Here is a 20,465-nt window from a genome sequence, read left to right on the forward strand (position 1 = left end):
GCTCTCGACAATATTCGTCGCAACCGTGGGTCATCAGCCGCGCACACTTTGACGAGTCTTTGTATTGCGCGGCTCTCAGTTCGCTTCGAGTAGATCGACGCATCCCAATGGAACGTCCCGACTGACCGTTGCTAAGGCCAAGTTTGCTTTCGCGACGAGTTCAAGCGGCCGGAGACGCTGGACGTAGTGGCCATGAGTAATCCGGTCCATGCCGGCGCCCGCAAGCTTCGCTACGGTACGTAGACTCGCGGTGAGTGCGACGCTGTCCAGGCGCCCACCATGCAAAATCAAATTGCGCTGACGATACAGGCGGTGGAATGACTCACTGATCATGTCCTTGATCGTCTGGAGTTCCACACGCGGATTAGCGAGCAACTTCTTCATCCGAGCAACAGCGGCCCGATCCGCTACGCTCGGTAGCACTGGAATGCGCTCCTCGAGGATCATCGTGGCCAAGATGCGACATCGCTCGCGATTGACGTCGACCCCTACGAGCGCGGAAAAGTCGCCGGGCATGATCCGCTCCATCCGATGCGACAGTGCCGTCAATTCGGCACGCGGGAACGAGCACGTAACCAGCGTCGCGAGGTTGTCGGCCGCCGAGGCCCGATCATTGGGATCTGCGAGCAAGCCCTCGATTGCGCCCCAACCGCCCGCCACGGCAGCTGGTGGCGAACTGCCTTCCAGATGAGCTAGCAGTTCCAAGGCGGCGTCCACGTCCTGGCTGACATCCGTGGCAAAGACGCGATCCTCGCGAAACAACTCTCGGACCGCGACGCCGCGCGCGCTGGCGGTCAGCGGCGCTGTCTCGACACTGCCACGGACCCACAAGTTCGGTAGGTAGTCCAACGCTTGGCCCGTCGCGAGCATCGCGCGGGCCGAATAGCGATCGGCTTCATTGCGAGCCGCCTGCGCTGCACCAATTGTGTCGCGCGCCCGCACGGTGATCACCATGGCTGCGGCGGCACGCACACCGGTAGTGTCAAACCCATTTTCCGATAACCACGCGGTGATTGACGCGCCGGTCAGCCAGACGTCGGGTAGTCCCCGACGCACCCGCGGCGCACTTTTGAATGCGAGCAAGACCTCGAACTCGCGCGGGGCATTTGTGCGCACGATCCCCTGCAACTCCTCACACAGCTCGGCTAAGGTTACCGATTCCGAGGCAGCCTCCTTGTCGGCGATAACGGTGCGGAGATATTGCGCGGAGAAACCCGTATCGAGTAGGTGGGCAGCCACATGGCGGGCGAAATGCTCTGCACGAAAGTCGCCCTGCGCGACCGCGCCAGCCCATCGAGCCAGATAGTCACCCGACACGCGCTGTGCCAGTTCACGTATCGCGAAGTGGGCGACGCCTTCTGCACGCGGCACCTGTTGAACCTGCTCGCGCAAGAACTGCTTCTCGTCAGCAGTGAAACCGGGGTGCATACCCACGCGTTTCTGTAGCGATGACGCGATGCGCTTAACCGAGCCCTCACTCAAATGGCCGTGCCGCATTACGGTGCATGCCTCGAATAGCTCGTCCATCGACAACGTGGTGCCGATGCCCCACAGCGAGCGGTACCAGTGCTTCCGATCGGAGAAAAATTCGATGAGCCTCGCCAAGGCGATGCTTTCAGGGTCATTGACAAGGTTGAACATTTCGCCTAAGGTATGTGCTCGGCCAGCAGCAGTGCTGGTCTACAGTCTAGTGGGGCGCGACCCAATTGGTGCCGGTCATCTCTGATGGCTTAATTCAAGCGGCTCAAGCCCCCAGTTCTTAAAAGCCCCGCCGAGTGCGGGGCTTTTTCTTTGCGATTTCGTTGGCATTTGAGTCGTCCATACGACCGGCTGGGCGAGTCGCCACGACCCTAAAAATTATACGGGATACTCGCCGGCTCACTCACGCCATCGAATCACCGCGGCGTTCCACTCCTCGCTCCGCCGCCTCCCAGCGGGCCCACTTCTTCGGGCCGGTGACGGGCAGGCCGTCTACCCCGTCCTAGACAACTCGCTTACCGTCGACCTCCACGGGACGGTATGGCACAGCAACTCCCCATCGCTGCGGTCCTAAGGGCCACTCTTCCGTCGAGCCCCTCCGCGCGCATTGCGATGTGTCAGTTGATATGCACGTTGGCCGCCTCAGATCGCCTCCAGCGCTCATTTCACGAAAAAGGAGCCCCATTCCCTCGCGTCGCGCCGCTCTTTCCAGTCCGGCGAGATCACTATTAGAGCCGATTCGAGTCAACCGGCAGGCCAGCCGCGCGCATTTCCTTTGCGAGCGAGGTTTTCCAGGCTCCGCCGGCGTCGTAGTCCAGATACTGCACGCCACTGAAATCGGACGGGATTTCGACGTTCCCCCGACGCAATGCACAGACACGCCCTCGTCCGAGCTTTGCCGCGAAATAGCCGAGTTCGAGGATCACATTCTGGCGCGCGCGGGGCTTGAGGTCGTCCACGGCTGCTGCTGACACACCGCCCTTGTCGTCGGGGGTGAGCAGCACCACGGCGAACATGGCCGTGCCAGCCTCCCGCTCAAACTTCTCGATGATCGTGGCGCCACGACCGGCCTGCTCGTCGAGAATAACGCCTTCGAGACCGAGCTTGGCAAGAAGCGCCTGCACTTCGAATTTCGCCGCTTGATCGTGACCGTGCACGATGAACACTCGGGATGGGGCGGCCGCCTGCGCCGAGCCGGCGGACGCAGTCGACAAATCAGCGCCAATTTGACGAGATGCAGTTGCCGCCATGGCCACACGTGCCGCTTCGACGCCGGCCACCGCTCGCGTGAGAGGGTTGGCCGGGATTCGTAAAAAATCCGCCACATCTCCGGATAAGTAATTGAGTACATTGAGAAAAAGGATGCCTCGAATAACGATTTTCGGGCGACTAACCGCCGAGATTGCCTGCTACCAGTTTGGATCGGGCCATTCGACACCCTGCCATCGCGCCAACTCCTGCGGTGATATGGCGTCGGGGGGGCGGCCGACGATCCGGCAGGCCCGACGAATACTCATACATGAAGTGAAAACTCAGCAGTAGCGAGGCGAAGCGCCGCTTTCGTTCTGCCTTGGTCCAGGAGCAAAACAGTGCGCCACGGCTGTCGAGCTTCTGAAAGATGTCCGATGTAGGATCGATCTGTAGCCAGTAGTCGACGATGGTCTGTCCTTCCGTCGCGAAATCCTCTCGCAATCCTGCCTCGATGACCGCCTCAAGTGCATAGGTGATCGCCTGATGCCGCCTGGAGTGGTCGAGGTATCCGAGCGAAACTCGTAGCATCCGGTGCTGGACGAGAAGGACGGGCCAAAGGATCTCGACGCCGTAGCGGACGCCAATTTCTTCATGGCCCTTCGGCGGCTGCAGGATTTCACGCTGTTGTTCGTATGCTTTGCGCACGTCGTAGGCCAAGCCCAAAAATGGACCGTCCTCCTCGCGAAGCAGAGGCGAACGTTCGTTGACGTCGTGAACGATTTCGTACAGCTCGTGCAAAGAGTCATGATCGCCGGTCAGCAGGATGCCCGCACGATTTTTCAGCAACCGATACCAAAGCATAGGATTCCTCCACAATCTCAAAACAGCATGAACTCGAACTCTGGCTCGGCAGGTGCGATCTTGCAGTGTTTTAGCCAGAGCTTCACTTGTTTGATATCGACGAATGCGGCGAGATCTTGCTCGAGCGTATTGATGTTCACCCGAAGCGCCTTGAGATCGATTGCGATATTTCGCAACACCGTATCGGGTGACACGGGTTCGAACGGATCGACTCCATAGGCCTGCCGAAAGGCATCTCGACGTGAGCGATCTCCTGATCGAGCTCGCGAACTTGTTCCTTCAGGATTGTGTTGTAGTGCTTCAATCGCTCGTCGCTCATGTTGTCGAGGGCGCGCTGATCGATATGTTCAAGCTCGAGCTGCAACTCCAGGAGTTGCAGAAGGTTGTGTTTCTGATAGGCCTCGTTGACACGCTGCATGAGCTGCGTTTTTCGCTCTCGTTCGATGGGGTCTGTTTCCCGGTCCGGATGCAATGCGCTGGCGAGCTTGCGGTACACCTCGCGAATAGACAGGCTAATCTGTGTCCGTGTCTCTTGCGCCCGTGCTTCGGCAGCTTGCTGGCGAGCGGATTTTTTACGTTTCTCGCGGCGAGCCTCCCTCTCCGCATTCTTTGTATTCCATTCCGCTTGTGCATTCTGGAGATGGGCCTCGGCACGTTTCAGCAGATCCTCTGGAGACTTCAAGTCAAGATCATCTCCCAGGTCGACACCGAACACTGCTTCGATCATGGACTTCATCCCGCCGACCTCGGCAGCGATCTGGCGCTCGTAGGTGGTGGGGCTGTATTTGTCGTAGATGGTTTTCTAACTCAACGATGACAAGTGCGACCTTCCGGCGCTCTGCCTTCGTGAGTTGCTCATAGACTTCGTCAAGGCGATACACCATCCGAAGCTGAAGCGCACACGAAGTCTGCTCGAGCGGCAGAAGCTCGTTGACAAACTTCTGCTGGAACAGAGGGGTAGTCGCCTCCCAGGCACGAAGTCGCTTGCGTCGTTTCTCGATCTGCTTGATCAGCGAATTGAATGTCTTCTGCCCTTTCGACAGGGCTGACTTGTCGTGATCGTGCGCAATACTGACGGACCGCGATGTCTTGGTCATGGGAGAGTTTCCGCGGAAGGCGAATGATGCCCCGCATTTTAACTCGACGGCCGGACCTGTTGATCGATTCGCCAGGCGATATGGTGATGAATTTCTGTGCGACCCTATCGCTAACCTTTATTATCGATATGGATACATTTTCTAGTAAAACTGCCATTTCGTGAAACGCGTCACACTTGACCATCACATCGCTGTCATCCAGCCGCTTATAATTTTCGGATGCCGAACGTCCTATCGCCACCATCCTTGCCCGACGTTGCGTCCCTGTCCGCGGTGCGCGCGTGGTACGCGGGTATGGGCTCACGCGAGGCGGTCGAGCGATATTGCCCGCAGGCTCTCGAAGGGGGCCAGTCGGCGCGCGGTGTGATCGGCCAGATTCGCCGGCAGCTTGCCAGCTTTGCCCTCAGCCGTCATCTCGCTGATCTGGCGCGGCCGTTTCAATGTGCAGCCAGCGAGCGGATCCACCATCGCAAAGCCGCGACCCGCGCGCTCGACATCATGCCGACACTCCCGGTCCCGCAACCGCAGGTGAGCGATCCGGTGGATGCTTGGCTATCGCCTCGCGTCATACCGTGGCTGCATCGGCACGGGATTCGAACACTTGCCGACCTGACCGTCCGGATTCCCCGTCGTCGGCGCTGGTGGATTGCGGTTCCCGGACTCGGTGAGCGCAGCGCCCGTCGGATCGAGGCCTTCTTTGCCGCACACCCGGAATTGACTGAACGCGCCCGTGCCTTGATCGTACCGACAAAGCCAGAACTCGTGATGCCGTGGGAAAACATTCGCGTACCTCATGACGTGGACGGCTCGCGCGGTCTCTTCCGCGCACCGAAACCGATGTGTGCACTCGCGGCCGACAACGACTATCAGGCGATCAACGCCTGGCTCGAACGACATGAAGCCATCGAGACGCGGCGCGCCTACCGCCGAGAGGCCGAGCGCCTACTGCTCTGGGCGATTGTCGAGCGCGGCAAGGCATTGTCTTCGCTGACAAACGAGGACGCGACCGCCTATCGGACCTTCCTTCGACATCCCGCGCCGCGCGCCCGCTGGGTCGCACCGGCGCGGCCGCGATCGTCGACCGAGTGGCGTCCCTTTACCGGAGCCCTGTCACCGGATTCCGTCGCCTATGCACTGTCGGTGCTCGGAGCAATGTTTCGCTGGCTGGTCGAGCAGCGCTACGTCCTCGCAAATCCGTTCGCGGGCCTCAAGGTCCGGGGCGCCCAGCGCGGTGGCGAACTGGATACCGCGCGCGCCTTCACGGCCGGCGAGTGGGCGCTGATCCGGACGATTGCCGACGGACTCGAATGGTCCTCCGGCTGGACGGTTCCCGCAGCACGGCGCCTGCGGTTCCTGCTCGACTTCGGTTATGCAACCGGCTTACGTGCGGCTGAACTGGTCAGCGTCACGCTTGGCGGCATTGAGAGCGGCCCGCGTGGCGAGCGATGGCTTCACCTGACCGGCAAGGGGGCGAAAATCGGGAAGGTCGTGCTGCCGCCGCTCGCACGCTTCGCGCTGGATCAGTACCTGATGCAGCGCGATCTGGCCGTGAACCCCGCACGATGGGCGCCGGACACGCCGCTGCTCGGACATCTCGACGAGCCCGGCGGCATCACCACGCCGCGCCTGAGAGATGTGTTGCGCCGGTTCTTTCGAACCGCAGCCGACGCTATCGACGCCGATCACCCCGCGCTCGCCGATAAGCTGCGGCGCGCGACGCCGCACTGGCTGAGGCATACGCACGCGACACACGCTCTGGCTAATGGCGCGACGCTCACGACCGTGCGCGACAACCTCCGTCACGCCTCGATTACCACGACATCGGTCTACCTGGATGACGACGACATACAGCGCACGCGCCAGATCGAGGCAATCTTCCCCCGGCGAGAATCGTCATGACAATCGCCCACGATTCCGTCTATCCGGTCTTGCCTGCCGTGCCAAGCACGGCAGAACTCGCTGCATTCACCCCGTCGGCCGAGGAGATGCGCTACGTCCGCCGACAGGTTCGTCAGGAATCTACCGCCGTCTTGTTTGCGGTGCAGCTGAAGTTGCTACAGCGACTCGGCTATTTTCCAATGTTGTCAGATGTACCGTCCGTCATCCTCGACCATGTTCGCGCGGCACTTCGCGCGCGTCCACTGCCGCGGACAGCGGTGACACGTTACGACCAGTCGGGCACGCGAATCAGGCATCAGAAGTTGCTTCGCATCTACCTCGGCATTCACGCGTTCGACGACGATGACACGACATGGCTCGGCGAACTCGCTCGTGAGGAAGCGCAAACGAAAACGGAATTGCCCGACATCGTCAACGTCCTGATCGAAGAACTTATTCGGCGCCGCTACGAGTTACCGCCCCTTGCGACGCTGCAACGAATCGCCACGCAGAACCGAAACGCTGTCAATGACGCGATCTTCCGGGAGATCGCCGGCCGACTCGATGATGCCCTGCGGGCTCGGCTCGATGCACTGCTGGTCGTCACGAATGGCCGATCCGGCTGGGAGGATCTGAAGCGCGAACCGAAGAAGCCAACCACGCGCGCAGTCGCCAGCTTTCTGAAGCACATCAACGGGATTCGGGATCTTGCTGATGGATTGCCGAACGCACCGACATTACTGTCGATCAGCAAGCGAGAACAGCTCGTCACCGAGGCGCGCGCGCTCGACGTCGCGGAGCTACGATCGCTCAAGATCAACAAACGCTATGCGCTTGCCGTACTGTTCGTTCAGGCCCAGCTTCAGAAAGCACTGGACGACGTTGCCGAGATCTTCATCAAGATCATGCGTAAGTACGAAGTGTATGCGAAGACGAAGTTGCAGAAATATCGGCTGGACCACGCGGAAGCCGTCGATGGTCTGGTCGGACAATTCCGCGATGTGTTGCAGATCCTTCAGGATGATGAGGTTCCAGAACGCCAACGCCTGCCGCGAATTCGGGCGGCACTCGGCGATCCCGCCGCTGTACTCGTGCAGTGCAACGACCACGTAGCCTATGCGGGAAACTTCGACCTGCCGTTCATGCTCGCGCCGTACAAGAATCAGCGCTCGCTGCTGTTCCAGTGCCTGGTCGTGTTGCCACTGCGCTCGAGTTCTCAGGATCGATCGGTGCTTATTTCGCTCGCCTGGCTGCATGGTTTCCGCGACGTCCGACGTGAGTTTCTGCTGCTCACGGAGAACGATCTCGCGAACCTGCCGCTGGACTGGATGCCGGAGAAGTGGATGCGCGCGGTTTTCCCGCACGGCCGCGATAGCCGCATGCTGCATCGACGATTCTTCGAGCTATGTGTGCTTCACCAGATCATGCGCGAACTCAATTCCGGCGACCTGTATGTCGAAGGAAGCGATCAGTACGATGATTACCGTATTCATCAGGTCACAGACGAAGAGTTGCGGCAAGCTTTGCCTCGATACTGCGAGACGGTTGGCTTGCCTGCGGACGCGAAGACATTCGTGAAGAACCTGCGTGAACAATTGAGCGCGGCGCTGGACCATACCGATGCGAGTTTTCCCGAAAACGACAGCATTGAAATCGGCAACGACGGACTGATCATCCACAAGCCTGCCAAGGACTCCGAGCCGCCCAATATCGCGTTGATCGATCAGGCGATCAAGGCGTCAATGCCCGAAGTCAGCATCCTGGATCTTCTCACCGAAACCGAGCAATGGCTCAATCTCCACAAGCTGTTCGGCCCGTTGTCTGGCTTCGACCCGAAGATCGATGACCCGCGCAAGCGCTTCATCAGCACACTGTTCTGCTACGGCTGCAATCTCGGACCCAGTCAGACCGCTCGGTCCGTGAAAGGCATCAGCCGTAAGCAGGTCGCCTGGTTAAACCTGAAGCACATTACCGAGGAACGGCTCGACAAGGCGATCGTGAAAGTCGTCAACGCATACAACCAGTTTGCACTGCCAAAGTATTGGGGGAGTGGCAAGCGCGCATCCGCCGATGGCACAAAATGGAGTCTGTACGAACAGAATCTGCTCTCCGAGTACCATATCCGCTATGGCGGCTACGGAGGAATCGGCTACTATCACGTGTCGGACATGTACATCGCGCTGTTCAGTCACTTCATTCCGTGCGGAGTTCACGAGGCCGTCTACATCCTCGACGGGTTGATCGAGAACGGTGCCGATATCAAGCCGGACACGATCCACGGCGATACCCAAGCCCAAAGCGGTCCCGTGTTCGGATTGTCGTATGTCATGGGGATCGGGTTGATGCCGCGCATGCGGAACATCAAGGATCTCGTCCTGTACAAGGCAGACAAACGTCGCAAGTACGAGCACATCGACAGTCTGTGCCGGCAGTCGATAGACTGGAGCCTGATCGAGCGCCACTACACCGACATGATGCGCGTCGCAGTGTCGATCAAAGCCGGCAAGATGACACCGTCGACGATCCTGCGTCGCCTCGGCTCGGAGAGCACCAAGAACAAGCTCTACTTCGCGTTTCGCGAACTCGGGCGCGTGATCCGGACGTTGTTTCTGCTCAAGTATCTGGACGATCCGGAACTGCGTCGCACGATCCACGCGCAAACCAACAAGAGCGAGCAATTCGTAAGCGCCCGAGCAGTACCGTAGTGCAGGTTGTTGACTGCGGAGCTCTGCGACGCTATCGGATGGGGTCGACGCGAGCAGTAGGCGGCAGCGACGGCGCCACGTTCCACGGCAGCAGCTCGTCGACGCGGTTAGCCGGATAGTCGGCGATGCGCTCGAGCACGTAGGCGAGATACGCCTCGGGATCGAGGCCGTTTAAGCGCGCCGTGCCAATCAGGCTATACATCGCGGCGGCACGTTCGCCACCGGAGTCGGCGCCGGCGAACAGATAGTTCCGCCGTCCGAGAGCGACGGCTCGCAATGCTCGCTCGGCAATCAGGTTGTCGATCTCCGCACACCCATCGCTGCAGTAGTAGACGAGCGCTGGCCAGCGATTCAGCGCGTACCGAATCGCCTTGGTCGTGTCAGATTTTGCAGAGAGGTTGGCGAGCGTCGCTTCGAACCAACGCTTCATGTCGTCGAGCAGCGGCACCGCCCGCGCTTGGCGCACACTGCGCCGTTCGTCGGGCGGCTTGCCGCGGATCTGCTCTTCGATCTTGTAGAGCGCGCCGATCCGGCGCAGCGCCTCCTCCGTCACGGCGTTGGGGCGCACCGCATGCAGGTCGTGGATCTTCCGGCGCGCGTGAGCCATACATGCGGCTTCCTGGACGCGCCCGTCGAGATATAGCTCGGCATAGCCCGCGAACGCATCGGCCTGCAGCACACCAGTGAAGTCAGCGAGATGTCGCTGCGGATGCTCACCGCGGCGATCTGACGTGTAGGCGAACCAGGCCGCCGGCGGTTCGTCGGAGCCGCTCGGCCGATCATCGCGCACGTAGACCCAGAGACGTCCTGTCTTCGTTCGACCGTTGCCCGGCGCCAGCACCGGCAGCGGAGTGTCGTCCGCATGCACCTTACCGCAGGCCAGCGTGTAGCGGCGCACGGCGTCGACCAACGGTGCGAGCAGCGCCGTGATGCTGCCCATCCAGTAGCCCATCGCGCCGGGATCGATCTCGACGCCGTCACGCGCGTACATCACCGCCTGGCGGTGCAGCGGAAGGTGGTACGCGAACTTCGACACGGCGATGTGGGCGAGCAGCGCCGGACCCGGGATGCCCCGATCGATCGGGCGGCTCGGCGCCGCAGCCTGCACGATGCGATCGCAGCGCGCGCAGGCCAGCTTCGGGCGGCGATGACGGATCACACGGAAGTGCGCACGCACGTATTCGAGTTGCTCCGCGACGTCTTCGCCCAACGGCTTGAGCTGTCCACCGCAATCGGGGCAGTCATCATCGGCGGGCAGATGGACGCGCTCTTCGCGTTCAAGATGTTCGGGTAGCGGCTTGCGGCTCGGACCTTCGCGGCGCGGCCGCTTTGCCTCGGGAGCGGCTGCTACATCGGCGGCGCCTTCGTCGGCCTGCAGATCCTCCAGCCGCAATTCGAGCTGCTCGATCTGACGATCCAGCTTCTCCGATTTACGGCCGAACTGCATGCGGCGCAGTTTCGCGATCGTGAGCTTTAGGTGCTCGATCTCAAGTGAGCGCGACGAGAGTTGCTGCCGCAGCTCGGCGACCTGGGCGTCGCGCTCACGCAGCAACGCTTTCAAAGCGTCGATGTCGTCGGGCAGCGCGGTCGAGGTCGATTCCATGAGGACAGTTTACCGACTGCCCATGATCACGCGAGCACCAGTTAACAATGGTTTACAGCGCGCTGCGTGGGCGCGCGGCTTCGACCGGCTGCCGCCAATCGAAACCCTCGAGCAAGAGCGACAGTTGGGCGGTTGTGAGCGCGACCACGCCGGCGTCAGCACGCGGCCACGCAAAACGCCCCTTCTCGAGCCGCTTCGCCAATAAACATAGCCCGCCGTCGCTCCAATACAAGCACTTCAGCAGGTCACCGCGCTTGCCCCGGAACACGAACACGTGTCCAGAGAACGGATCTTTCTCCAGCACCGTCTGTACCTTCGCGGCCAACGAATTGAAGCCGCATCGCATATCGGTGACGCCCGCCGCGATCCAGATCCGCGTGTTTTGAGGCAGACCGATCATCGTAAAATGCGATCGAGAACAGAACGCAGCACGTCCGGGTCTGGCGCGCCTTCGATGCGAATCGACGTCTTGCCATGCTGGATCTGGATCGAGCCGGACGGTATGTTGTCGGTCGCAGTCGGCACCTCGAGCGCCATCGACGGCTGAGACGGTTCGTTGACGACAACCGGCAGCATTGCGTCTGGAATCGCATCGTCCGTTAGCAGGCCTTGCGCATGGAGGCGACGCCATGCCCACACCTGATTGGCATTGATGCCGTTCTCGCGAGCAACACGGGCGACCGATGCGCCGGGCTCGAATGTCAGCGCGACGATGGTCCGCTTCCATTCCGTGGGATGTCGGCGAGTTTGCCGTTTCGGCGGGATCTCGACTGTCTGAGTCACTCTGTCCACAACTCCTATCGTGGACACGACTGGTCATTCGTGTCCTTCACAGGACATCATGGCACTCGTCACCGAGCGTTCACAGACGGTACTGGTCTCGTGCTTACAGCAATTCAACGACTTCGCGCAGTGGCTGATGTTCGGCGGCGACGGTGTAATCGCGGAAAACATCCGGCACGAGCAACGCAAGGTCGTCAAGTACAACCACCTCGTGGCGAACATGGTGATCCTGTACAACGTGCAGTGGATGTCGCGCAAGCTGAAGGAACTGCAGGAAAAGGGCCATCCGATCGACGCCGAGGTCCTCAAAGCGCTGTCCCCATACCGACGCGATCACATCAACCGGCTCGGCGACTACCTGCTGGATCTGTTGCGGCCATTTTTCCCCCTCGATCCGACCATCGATTTCTCTTTTAAATCAGCAACTTAATCCGAGATGTGGCGGATTTTTTACGAATCCCGGCCAACCCTCCTTTAGCCTGCGGATCAGCAAAATCACCAGCAGCTTACGCCCCAGAGACGCCTCCGTCGTCGGCCGTCGCATGCCCGCGAAACGCGTTTGCAGGTAAAGCCATCTCGCAGCATACGTATGCGCGACACGCACAAAGTGCGGGGACAGGTTTCGCGACCGCACAACAAGTTCGGCGACCTCTCGAGCTCTGGCCTCATCCACACTGGATGTAAAATCCATTTCGGCCATGACGCAAGACTTGTCCATTACGCCCCTCCTGCATGGATTGGTTGGCCTGAAACCGCACGGTTGAATAAAAAAATGTCCTGACACCCCTCGTCAGGACATTCAACTGGCGCATACGAGGAGGACACGCCAGAAGGCCGTCACTATTTTAGCCCTGGGGTTTAGGGGCTGCAACGTTAAAGATCGACAAATCTGAAGACTGCTGTTAACACGGCTTCGAGGACTTTTGGTGGGTCAATACGTTATCCGATAAGCATAGTTATCAGATGTGACACTTTTTCTTCTCTGCCCTGCTCTGCGATGCGCCGGCAGGGGCATGAAAAAAACCGGCCGGAACGGGGTTCGCGTGTCGCGGGGTTTTGCTGTTATGCCGGTGGATAATGATCGGAATGGCCCGCGTGCCAGAGGCAACGCACAATGAATGTGCGTCGATAGGTCAGTTTGGATAAAAAAGACCCGGCCGAAACCGGGTCCAAGACGGAGTTATCTACGAGGTTATGGGCGCAACTTCCCCGGCCACGCCCAGCTACACTCTAGCCGCTTCCTTGCGCAGAGGGTGTCAAGAATCGTCAGACTTTAGTTTCTTGGCAATGCCGCCAAGAGGAGTTATCGGCATTGCCCGCGTGCCACAAAAACCCGGCCGCAGCCGGGTCTGCATGGTCAGTGGCCGCTTTCGACCTCAAGCGCGATCGCCAGGTTGCGCGCATCGGCGGGTTTCAAAGACGCGCGATTCAGGTCCAGCGTGATGTCGAAGCCCTCGCCCTGTTCGTAGTCGGCGTCCACGCCCTTGCGCGCGAAGAAGTTGCGCACTTCCGTGACGGTCTCGTCGCGCAAGCGCTCGAGGTCAAACGCATCCTTCAGCTCGTTCGCCGGGATATTGAAGTGGTAAACTTGGTTGCCCGAACGGGCCACCCGTTGGATCGCGCTGTTGACGAACGCGTCGTACGCGCCCTGCAGGTAATCTTTGTTCAGCGGCATTTCGCTCTCCATCTGGGATGTTTTCGGCGATTACACGGACCACTTCCAAAGCGTCAAGCACTACCCTTTTGAATCTCTTAACGGCACCTTATGGGTGATGCTGAATCGCCCGCCCGCTCCCGTCATGGGGTGTCGCGCTTTACTTCCCGGGCCCGCCGCTCACGCAGCGGCATCACCGTCCGGCGGTTCGGGGTCCGGCAGGAACGACACCTGGCCAGGCAGGATGATGAAGCTCGGCAACCAATCGTCCAGGGCTGTACACACGCGCTCGTAGGCCGTATTAAGCCCGGAACCCTCCGGTGCGCTCGGCGCGTCCGGAAACAGGCGCCGGCCGATCTCGATCATGTCGTCGCCGAGGAGGCCATACCGCCCCTTTTGCAGCATGGTCCACAGCGCATCGTAGCGCTCGGCCTCGAGGGACATCAGACCGACCGACATCACGTCGGCGATCTGGAACTTCATGTAGCCGATGCACCACTCAAGGAACATCTGCTGGACGGCCGTCATCGGGTGTGTCACTTCGCCATCTCCTTCGCCGCGCCGGCGTATCGCAGGACGTCCATCGGAATCTCGGATGCGCCCGCCGGTCGGCCGGCGCTCAGTGCTTGCCCCGGGACGCGTAGACCGTGCATATGATGCACGCGGCGAACGTGGCCACCGCAGGTTGGCTCCAGCCGAGTGCGAGGCACCCAACAGTCAACGCGAAGGCAAAAATCGCAGCACCGCCGAATCCGTTCATCCCCGCTCCTATTCTGTTCTCAGGCGCACTGTGGCCGGTGGCTCCCATCGTGCCGCCGGCGGCCGCCACGCCGCGTTACGTCGCCGATCGCAGCCAGTTTTCGACCGGCAGCCCCGCGACGCGGGTGAATTCAGCCGTGTTGTCCGTGACCAGCACGGCGTCGACGGCCAGCGCGTGAGCGGCGATCAGCATGTCGTTGGCGCCGATCAGTTGGCCTTGCTTCTCGAGCTCGGCCCGCAACCGCCCATAGCACCGGTCCGCGTCGGGCTGCAGCGGCAACACGGTCAGGCTTGCGAGCAGCTGCTCGACGCGCTGCGCGAGCGTTGACGAGCCGCGCTTCCAGACGCCGAACCGCAGTTCCGCGGCGACGACGATCGAGGTGCACACTTGCTCAGGTGGGGTCTCTCCAATCCGCGTGGCGCATGCGCCGCGCGGATCGCGGATCACGTTCGACAAAATGTTGGTATCGAGCAGATACAGCGTCATTCGATGTCGACCGGTTCAGGCGGACGGTCCTCGATGTCCGGAAAGGTCTCGTCCAGCGGGGTCCATTGGGCAAACAGCGCACGCAAGGGCGCGGCCTCCACGGGTTCAATGATCAAGCGGCGGCCTTCCCGGTGGATGGTGACCTCCGAGACCGGCAGCTCGAATTCGCGCGGGATCCGCACGGCCTGGCTGCGCCCGTTGCGAAACAGGCGCGCGTGGCGGGTGTCATGGGTTGGCATCAGGACGCCCCCTCTTCAATCAGGTTAGCATATGCCACAGCATATACAAGCCGACGTGAATTCGCAATGCACTCGTGACCATCCCGGCGCACCGATCGAGCGGTCTTTCTGCATGGGGGAAATCACTTGCTGTTGCGGGGGCGTTTCGGTTCGTGCGGGTCTTCGCGGGTCACGCTCGGTGCAGGCTTGTCGAGACGCAGCCCGCGGAACGACGGATGACGCAACTGACCGGTCGGCGTCCACTCGAGAAACGCCACTTCGGCAACGAGCTCCGGCTTCAGCCAGTGGAACTCGAGATCGGCTTCGGGTTCCGGCGCGCGGACGAACGGCGAGTGTAGTGGTCAACTAATCCCGGACACTGCGTTAAGTTTTTCTTCCGCAACCGCCGGCGCCAGTCGGTCATTGAACTGATGCGGCCGTATCCAGTTGTACCGGTGCATCAGGTAGTAGCTGATATCCCGGTGTGCCTCCTGCGCCGACATGTAGCCCACTGACGGTAGCCATTCGGTCTTGAAGCTGCGGAACAGCCTCTCCATCGGGGAGTTGTCCCAACAATTGCCCCGACGGCTCATGCTCTGCTGTATCCGATAGCGCTAGAGGCGCTGACGGAATTTCCGGCTTGCATATTGGCCGCCTTGATCCGAGTGAAACAGCAAGCCTTAGACGGCGACAATTATCTTGGCCGGTTTGACGACAATTACCTTGGCCGGTGGGGAAACGACGAAGGCGGCGTAGCCGCCGTAGGCGCTTCCCCACCGGCGGCGCCGGACGGATGGGGTTTTAGGATGGCTGATCGTCTTCCAAAAGAAGAACAGCCATGCCCGGAACCTACATTACGGACCAGCAGGTCCGCCTCTATATGAACAAGCGCAAACATCACACCCAAGAAGTCGCAGCGGCCATGGCTGGCATGAGCGTTCGAACGGCGCGTCGAATCGAGCGCGGTGCGCCGCTGCCGTCGCAGAGAGCGTCGAGAACGTGGCGCACCCGATCCGATCCGTTCGCTGACGTCTGGGAGACGGAGGTGGTGCCACTGCTGCGCCATGCACCGCGTCTGAAGGCTGTTACGTTGCTGGCCAAGCTGCAGGAAGCTCACCCCGATCGGTTTCCGGATAGCATGCGTCGAACGCTGGAGCGACGCGTCAGCCAGTGGCGCGCAATTGAGGGCCCGAGCAAAGAGGTCTTCTTCCCTCAGGAGCATCTGCCCGGCGTGCAGGGGCTGTCGGACTTTACCGACATGCGCGATCTCCGTGTCACGATCGCCGGCGCGCCGTTCGATCATCGGCTGTATCACTTCGTGCTCGAGTTCTCGCATTGGGAATACGCTGGCGTTGTTGAAAGCGGCGAGAGCTTCGAAGCGCTGTCTGGCGGCTTGCAGAATGCGCTCTGGCAGGCTGGCGGCTGTCCGCGTGAACATCGCACCGACAGCCTGTCGGCGGCGTTCAAGAACCTGCAGCAGGAAGAGGACTTCACCGCTCGCTACGCCGCGCTGCTCGAGCATTACGGTATGACTGGTACGCGCAACAATGTTGGCGTGGCTCACGAGAACGGCAGCGTGGAGTCGTCTCATCGCCACCTGAAGGAAGCGATTGATCAGGCGCTGATGTTGCGCGGGCATCGAGACTTCGCCGATCGCTCGGCTTACGAGAACTTCGTGCGCGAGGTCGTGATGCGGCGCAACCGCCGCAACGCCGCTGCATTCAACGCCGAACGTGAGCATCTGCAGGATCTGCCGTTACGGCGTACCACCGACTTCGTCGAGGAAGAAGCCCGCGTGACTCGCTGCGGCACCTTCACGGTACGCGGCATCCTCTACAGCGCGCCGTCGCGGCTGATCGGCCATCGGTTGAAGGTGCGGATTTACGCCGATCGGCTCGACTGCTATCTATCGGGGGCGTTGGTGCACAGCGCTGCGCGCGGCTCCCATGCTGCCAACAGCCGTCGGCGCGCGCTCGACTACCGGCACTTCGTCGACGAGCTCAAGCGCAAGCCCCAGGCGTTCAAGGGACTGGCATTCCGTGACGACCTGTTCCCTCGCGAAGCATATCGTCGCGCCTGGGAACAACTCGAAACCCGGATGACGCCGCGCGATGCCTGTAGGACGATGGTCGGCTTGCTCGAACTGGCCGCGCATTACGGCGTCGAAGCCGAGCTTGCCGAGCGACTGGAGACGCTGTTGGCCGCCGGTACGTTGCCTGATCTCGAACAGCTGCGCAACGAGTTCGTGCCGCGGCAGGCCCAGTGTCCGGAGGTCGTCGTCGAAATGCCGGCAGCATCGCTCTACGACACGTTACTCGACGCGGAGGTGATGGCATGAACGCACCCGCGTCCCATGATGCAGCACGCCTCGGATTGATGCTCAACGAGCTACGGCTACCAACGATCGCTCGTCTATGGCCTGAATTTACCCAGCGCTCCGACCAGGAGGGATGGCAGGCTGCGAGGTTGCTCGGCGCGCTGCTTGAGCATGAACTCGCCGAACGTGTCAAACGACGCATCGAACGCCATCGCGCCGAGTCGCATCTCGATCCGACCAAGACGCTCGACAGCTTCGACTTCGGCATGGTGCCGATGATCTCGAAGGCCCACGTGATGGCACTCGCGACCGGCGATTCGTGGCTGGAGAAAGGTGCCACGATCCTATTGTTCGGGCCACCGGGCGGAGGCAAGACGCATCTCGGTTCCGCCATCGGCCATGCCCTCATCGACGCCGGCTACCGCGTGCTGTTCACGCGCACCAGCGAGCTCGTGCAGAAGCTGCAGGCCGCTCGCCAAAATCTCCAACTGCCCTCGATGCTCGGCAAGCTGGACCGCTTCGACCTGATCATCCTCGATGACCTATCGTACGTGCGCAAGGACCAGGCCGAAACGAGCGTGCTGTTCGAGCTGATTGCCGAGCGGTACGAGCGTCGCAGTCTGCTGATCACGGCCAATCAGCCGTTCTCGGGCTGGAACGACGTGTTCCCCGATCCGTCGATGACGGTCGCCGCGATTGACCGGCTGGTGCATCACTCCACCATCTTTGAACTGAACGTCGAAAGCTACCGCCGTCGCAATGCCAGCGACAACAAGCGTCCGCGGCGGCGACAATTACCCGAAACCGAACAGGAGGAAACGACAATTACAGAAACCTGACTAACGACAATTACCCCATCCAACCGGCCAAGGTAATTGACGCTCGACCGGCCAAAGTAGTTGACGATCTACAGCTGATGGAGGCCACCGAGCGAGTCAGCCGGATGAGTGAAGGCAAATCGTACGAACGACCGCCGATACGCTTTACACCGTGAATACCGTGGACTCGGCCAACAATGGAGATGCACATCATGACCTGGCAGGATCGAGATCGACCCGCTTCGATAGACGACCGATTAAGAAGGGTTCAGAGTAGCGAAGAATTCGCTCAAAATCTGACGATTCTGGAATGTCATGCCATTCTCGCGCTGACCAGCATTGGAGCACGGCTGATTGTGATCGTGATCCTGGCCATCGTCTGCGCCGTCATGCCGTATTTCATCTCGACCTTGATATTGGCGACGGGTATCGTTCGTTGGGCTTCCGTCGCTACGCTGTCGGCGCTCGCTGGCGCCGTAGTCGTGACGTCTATTGTGTATTGTGCATTCCAGGCAATCACCATCGCCCGGGATTGGGCTCGAATGATCGACCTCGGTTACGCATGCCATTTTGTGCGAAGCCTGGTCTGGCAATTGACGTCGAAACGAATCGTCAAAAATGCACTGGTCGAGGTGTGTCAGCAACGCATCCAGGAGCACACCGAGCACCGCTGATACGCGAGCGGGCATCGCGGTACGTTGGTCGCGTTACGCAAAATCCTTCAATCTCCGTTATACGTGAGGTCGTGCCACCGTTGCGAGGTGCCGCCACCCGAACCGAGTTGTCCGCGCGGGAACCGCATGATGGCGATCGCATGGAGCGCCCGCTCGTCACGCGCAGGATCGCCACAACTGCGCCGGACCTTCAGATCTCGCACGCGCCCGTGTTCGTCAAGCCAGACACGCACCAAGACATGCCGGCGCCCCTCACCCGTGGGTGGAACGGTGCGCGACAACATGCGATCGATCAACGACATGCGTTTCTCCTCATCGGCAAATCGGATCGGGTCGAAATATTCATTCAGCTCGCCTCTACCACTTGCCGCGGAATCGGTGATTTTCCGTCCGCCCGGGCAAATCGGATAACCTTTTCCCTGGCATCGAGATAGCGGTGCATCGGCACCCCGGCAAGTTGTGCGTCATGCACGGCGAGCAACTGCTCGAGCGCACCGCGCTCGGCGTCCAGCAACGTCCAGTTATCTGATTCCGCTCGTGCCGTGTACGCATCGAGTATCACCTCGACTTCGCGATAGAACGCGACATCCACTTCGCCCGCCACGTCGCGCAAATGAAACGCGAGGTACAGCACGCTGAGGAGCGTGCCGAGTGGTTCGATGCCGCCGTGCCCATCGCGCAGGGCCGCAAGGGCGAGATGGTGTTTGATCTGCAGCTGCCGGACGTGATCGGTCGCGAGCGGCAACAGCATGGCCTTGGTGAGCGGACGCCGGCCGCGAGTCGAAGAACGCGTCATCAAGAAAATTCAGAGGGAGTATCAGCGTCTGCCGGACGCTCAAATAGTTGGCGGAACAAACGAGCTGATTCGCGCAGCCCCTCTTGCGTCAGCACAACCGACTTGGCTCGGTTAACAGGATCGGCGATCAATCCGCGCGCATGTAGCCGATTCAGCGTACTCCAATCGAAACTCTTCCAGGCACGATTGCCGTCGTGCAGCGTCAAGAACAACAACGCGAGCACGGTGTCGTCAATGGCTTCAATGTTGGGCTTCATGATGGCAGGTGTCCTAGCGAGAACATTCGGCTCACATTGTCGCTCATGACCGGTGTGCGATCGCGCACCGTAGGAAAACTCACGGTGCCGGCACGCCAACGCGCGAATGTCGTCGGATCCGTCAGGGCCGCCGAGACGGCCCCGTGCATTTCGTATTCCGCGGCGTCGCAACCCGCTTCAAGATGCGCCAGCGCGAAATCATGCTTGGTGCGTACGTGAACGTGTTGGCGAGCCGCATCGTACGGATGAAGATCCGTGCAGTGCGGATCGTCGAAAGCGCGTTGGCACGCGGCAACATCACGCGAATGGAAGCCCCGACAGGCGATCGGTCGAGCCCCATAAACCGAACAGCGTCCCGCGTCGAGGAACGCGCACGGGATATTGGTCGTGATGTAGTCGCGCTGACTGAGCGGCACCACGCGCGCGGCGGTCGCCGTCAGCCTTGCCTGAATCGCGATGCGTGCGTCGTCTGGCAAGGTTGAGATGTATTCGGCGAGCGCGAGGGCTTCGGCGGGCGTGACCAGGACGTGGTAATAGCAGCAGTAGGAACACCCGGCCTGGCAGTCGATCGCAACGGGTGACTGGGCCAGACGCACATCCATCTGCTGGTAGATCGGAATGATCCGGTGCAGCAGCTCATCGCGGCTGGTCGATCCGCAGGTACGCGACAGGCTCGGCACCTGCTCATCTCGCTCGCGTGCCTGAGCGATACGCTGCTCGCGCGTGCCACGTAGCTTCGCTTGCCCCATGGGGTAGCCCTCCTGTTCGAGCAAGCCTTTCGTAGGCGGCCGACCTGCCGCGGCAGTCGCACGTACGAAGACTTGCGTCAGAATGGTCAACCAGAAGACGACTGGCGGTCAAGCGGGGCGTCGCCACACGCCCAAACGT

Annotated in this window: 21 protein-coding genes and 3 pseudogenes; 6 read left to right on the plus strand and 18 right to left on the minus strand. The window is 60.8% G+C overall.

Annotation, left to right across the window (positions count from 1 at the left end):
- Positions 1-75: 75 nt before the first annotated feature.
- From VXM69_RS33870 to VXM69_RS33890, 5 genes are all read right to left on the minus strand, one after another.
- Entirely contained in the window at positions 76-1,641 is a 1,566-nt protein-coding gene (locus VXM69_RS33870) for an integrase (RefSeq protein ID WP_175907405.1), read from the minus strand.
- A gap of 566 nt (positions 1,642-2,207) precedes the next feature.
- A complete protein-coding gene (locus VXM69_RS33875) occupies positions 2,208-2,729 on the minus strand; it encodes a TIR domain-containing protein (protein WP_175907407.1) in 522 nt (173 codons plus the stop codon).
- A 139-nt stretch (positions 2,730-2,868) separates the two neighbouring features.
- Entirely contained in the window at positions 2,869-3,531 is a 663-nt protein-coding gene (locus tag VXM69_RS33880) for a hypothetical protein (RefSeq protein WP_367190395.1), read from the minus strand.
- Positions 3,532-3,548: 17 nt separating this feature from the next.
- A complete protein-coding gene (locus VXM69_RS33885) occupies positions 3,549-3,671 on the minus strand; it encodes a hypothetical protein (protein WP_341773969.1) in 123 nt (40 codons plus the stop codon).
- A complete protein-coding gene (locus tag VXM69_RS33890; RefSeq protein ID WP_367190396.1) occupies positions 3,668-4,267 on the minus strand; it encodes a J domain-containing protein in 600 nt (199 codons plus the stop codon). Before VXM69_RS33890 ends, VXM69_RS33885 begins: the two co-directional genes overlap by 4 nt.
- Positions 4,268-4,847: 580 nt before the next feature.
- Here VXM69_RS33890 and VXM69_RS33895 point away from each other — a divergent pair.
- Positions 4,848-6,527 carry a phage integrase family protein gene (locus tag VXM69_RS33895; protein WP_175907411.1) on the plus strand — a complete coding sequence of 560 codons (1,680 nt, stop codon included), beginning with the start codon at positions 4,848-4,850 and terminating at the stop codon, positions 6,525-6,527.
- Positions 6,524-9,187, plus strand: a pseudogene (locus VXM69_RS33900) (Tn3 family transposase); the annotation flags it as partial. The gene VXM69_RS33895 and the pseudogene VXM69_RS33900, both read left to right, overlap by 4 nt.
- Positions 9,188-9,242: 55 nt before the next feature.
- On the opposite strand, the gene VXM69_RS33905 reads toward VXM69_RS33900, so the two are convergent.
- Genes VXM69_RS33905 through VXM69_RS33915 form a run of 3 tightly spaced genes read right to left on the minus strand, consistent with a single transcriptional unit; the run spans position 9,243 to position 11,624 of the window.
- On the minus strand, positions 9,243-10,814 hold the full coding sequence (locus VXM69_RS33905) for an IS66 family transposase (protein WP_367188812.1): 1,572 nt from the start codon (positions 10,812-10,814) through the stop codon (positions 9,243-9,245).
- 52 nt (positions 10,815-10,866) lie between these two features.
- Positions 10,867-11,214: an IS66 family insertion sequence element accessory protein TnpB gene (gene tnpB, locus VXM69_RS33910; protein WP_038785480.1), complete on the minus strand. Its 348-nt coding sequence runs from the start codon at positions 11,212-11,214 to the stop codon at positions 10,867-10,869.
- Positions 11,211-11,624, minus strand: coding sequence for a transposase (locus tag VXM69_RS33915; protein WP_080298168.1), 414 nt, complete (start codon positions 11,622-11,624; stop codon positions 11,211-11,213). Before VXM69_RS33915 ends, tnpB begins: the two co-directional genes overlap by 4 nt.
- A 79-nt stretch (positions 11,625-11,703) precedes the next feature.
- Here VXM69_RS33915 and VXM69_RS33920 point away from each other — a divergent pair.
- A pseudogene (locus VXM69_RS33920) lies at positions 11,704-12,027 on the plus strand (Tn3 family transposase); the annotation flags it as partial.
- Positions 12,028-12,954: 927 nt separating this feature from the next.
- Here the strand turns inward: VXM69_RS33920 and VXM69_RS33925 are convergent.
- From VXM69_RS33925 to VXM69_RS33950, 6 genes and pseudogenes are all read right to left on the minus strand, one after another.
- The gene (locus tag VXM69_RS33925) at positions 12,955-13,284 is read right to left on the minus strand and encodes a hypothetical protein (protein WP_175907253.1); all 330 of its coding nucleotides are present in this window, start codon (positions 13,282-13,284) and stop codon (positions 12,955-12,957) included.
- A 147-nt stretch (positions 13,285-13,431) separates the two neighbouring features.
- Positions 13,432-13,791, minus strand: coding sequence for a hypothetical protein (locus tag VXM69_RS33930; protein WP_244135745.1), 360 nt, complete (start codon positions 13,789-13,791; stop codon positions 13,432-13,434).
- 295 nt (positions 13,792-14,086) lie between these two features.
- The gene (locus VXM69_RS33935; protein ID WP_011695140.1) at positions 14,087-14,497 is read right to left on the minus strand and encodes a type II toxin-antitoxin system VapC family toxin; all 411 of its coding nucleotides are present in this window, start codon (positions 14,495-14,497) and stop codon (positions 14,087-14,089) included.
- Positions 14,494-14,736: an antitoxin gene (locus VXM69_RS33940; protein ID WP_175907261.1), complete on the minus strand. Its 243-nt coding sequence runs from the start codon at positions 14,734-14,736 to the stop codon at positions 14,494-14,496. Before VXM69_RS33940 ends, VXM69_RS33935 begins: the two co-directional genes overlap by 4 nt.
- A gap of 122 nt (positions 14,737-14,858) precedes the next feature.
- Positions 14,859-15,017, minus strand: a complete 159-nt coding sequence (locus tag VXM69_RS33945; RefSeq protein WP_244135750.1) for a hypothetical protein — start codon at positions 15,015-15,017, stop codon at positions 14,859-14,861.
- 60 nt (positions 15,018-15,077) lie between these two features.
- Positions 15,078-15,395, minus strand: a pseudogene (locus VXM69_RS33950) (integrase core domain-containing protein); the annotation flags it as partial.
- Positions 15,396-15,553: 158 nt separating this feature from the next.
- Between VXM69_RS33950 and istA the strand changes: the two are divergent.
- From istA to VXM69_RS33965, 3 genes are all read left to right on the plus strand, one after another.
- Positions 15,554-17,053: an IS21 family transposase gene (gene istA / locus VXM69_RS33955; protein ID WP_367190397.1), complete on the plus strand. Its 1,500-nt coding sequence runs from the start codon at positions 15,554-15,556 to the stop codon at positions 17,051-17,053.
- Positions 17,050-17,871, plus strand: coding sequence for an IS21-like element helper ATPase IstB (gene istB / locus VXM69_RS33960; protein ID WP_175907721.1), 822 nt, complete (start codon positions 17,050-17,052; stop codon positions 17,869-17,871). The genes istA and istB overlap by 4 nt, the downstream gene beginning before the upstream one ends.
- Before the next feature lie 191 nt (positions 17,872-18,062).
- Positions 18,063-18,524, plus strand: a complete 462-nt coding sequence (locus tag VXM69_RS33965; protein WP_175907723.1) for a hypothetical protein — start codon at positions 18,063-18,065, stop codon at positions 18,522-18,524.
- A gap of 47 nt (positions 18,525-18,571) precedes the next feature.
- Here VXM69_RS33965 and VXM69_RS33970 read toward each other — a convergent pair whose 3' ends face one another.
- The 4 genes from VXM69_RS33970 to VXM69_RS33985 are packed head-to-tail and all read right to left on the minus strand — an operon-like array spanning position 18,572 to position 20,326.
- A complete protein-coding gene (locus VXM69_RS33970) occupies positions 18,572-18,826 on the minus strand; it encodes an energy transducer TonB (protein WP_175907725.1) in 255 nt (84 codons plus the stop codon).
- A gap of 44 nt (positions 18,827-18,870) precedes the next feature.
- Complete coding sequence (locus tag VXM69_RS33975) at positions 18,871-19,320, minus strand: hypothetical protein (protein ID WP_175907727.1); 450 nt, start codon at positions 19,318-19,320, stop codon at positions 18,871-18,873.
- Complete coding sequence (locus tag VXM69_RS33980; protein ID WP_175907728.1) at positions 19,320-19,577, minus strand: DUF6429 family protein; 258 nt, start codon at positions 19,575-19,577, stop codon at positions 19,320-19,322. The genes VXM69_RS33975 and VXM69_RS33980 overlap by 1 nt, the downstream gene beginning before the upstream one ends.
- Complete coding sequence (locus tag VXM69_RS33985) at positions 19,574-20,326, minus strand: YkgJ family cysteine cluster protein (RefSeq protein ID WP_175907730.1); 753 nt, start codon at positions 20,324-20,326, stop codon at positions 19,574-19,576. Before VXM69_RS33985 ends, VXM69_RS33980 begins: the two co-directional genes overlap by 4 nt.
- Positions 20,327-20,465 lie beyond the last annotated feature (139 nt).

It is taken from the genome of Burkholderia sp. Ed8 (assembly GCF_040761425.1).
Classification (GTDB): Bacteria; Pseudomonadota; Gammaproteobacteria; order Burkholderiales; family Burkholderiaceae; genus Burkholderia; species Burkholderia seminalis.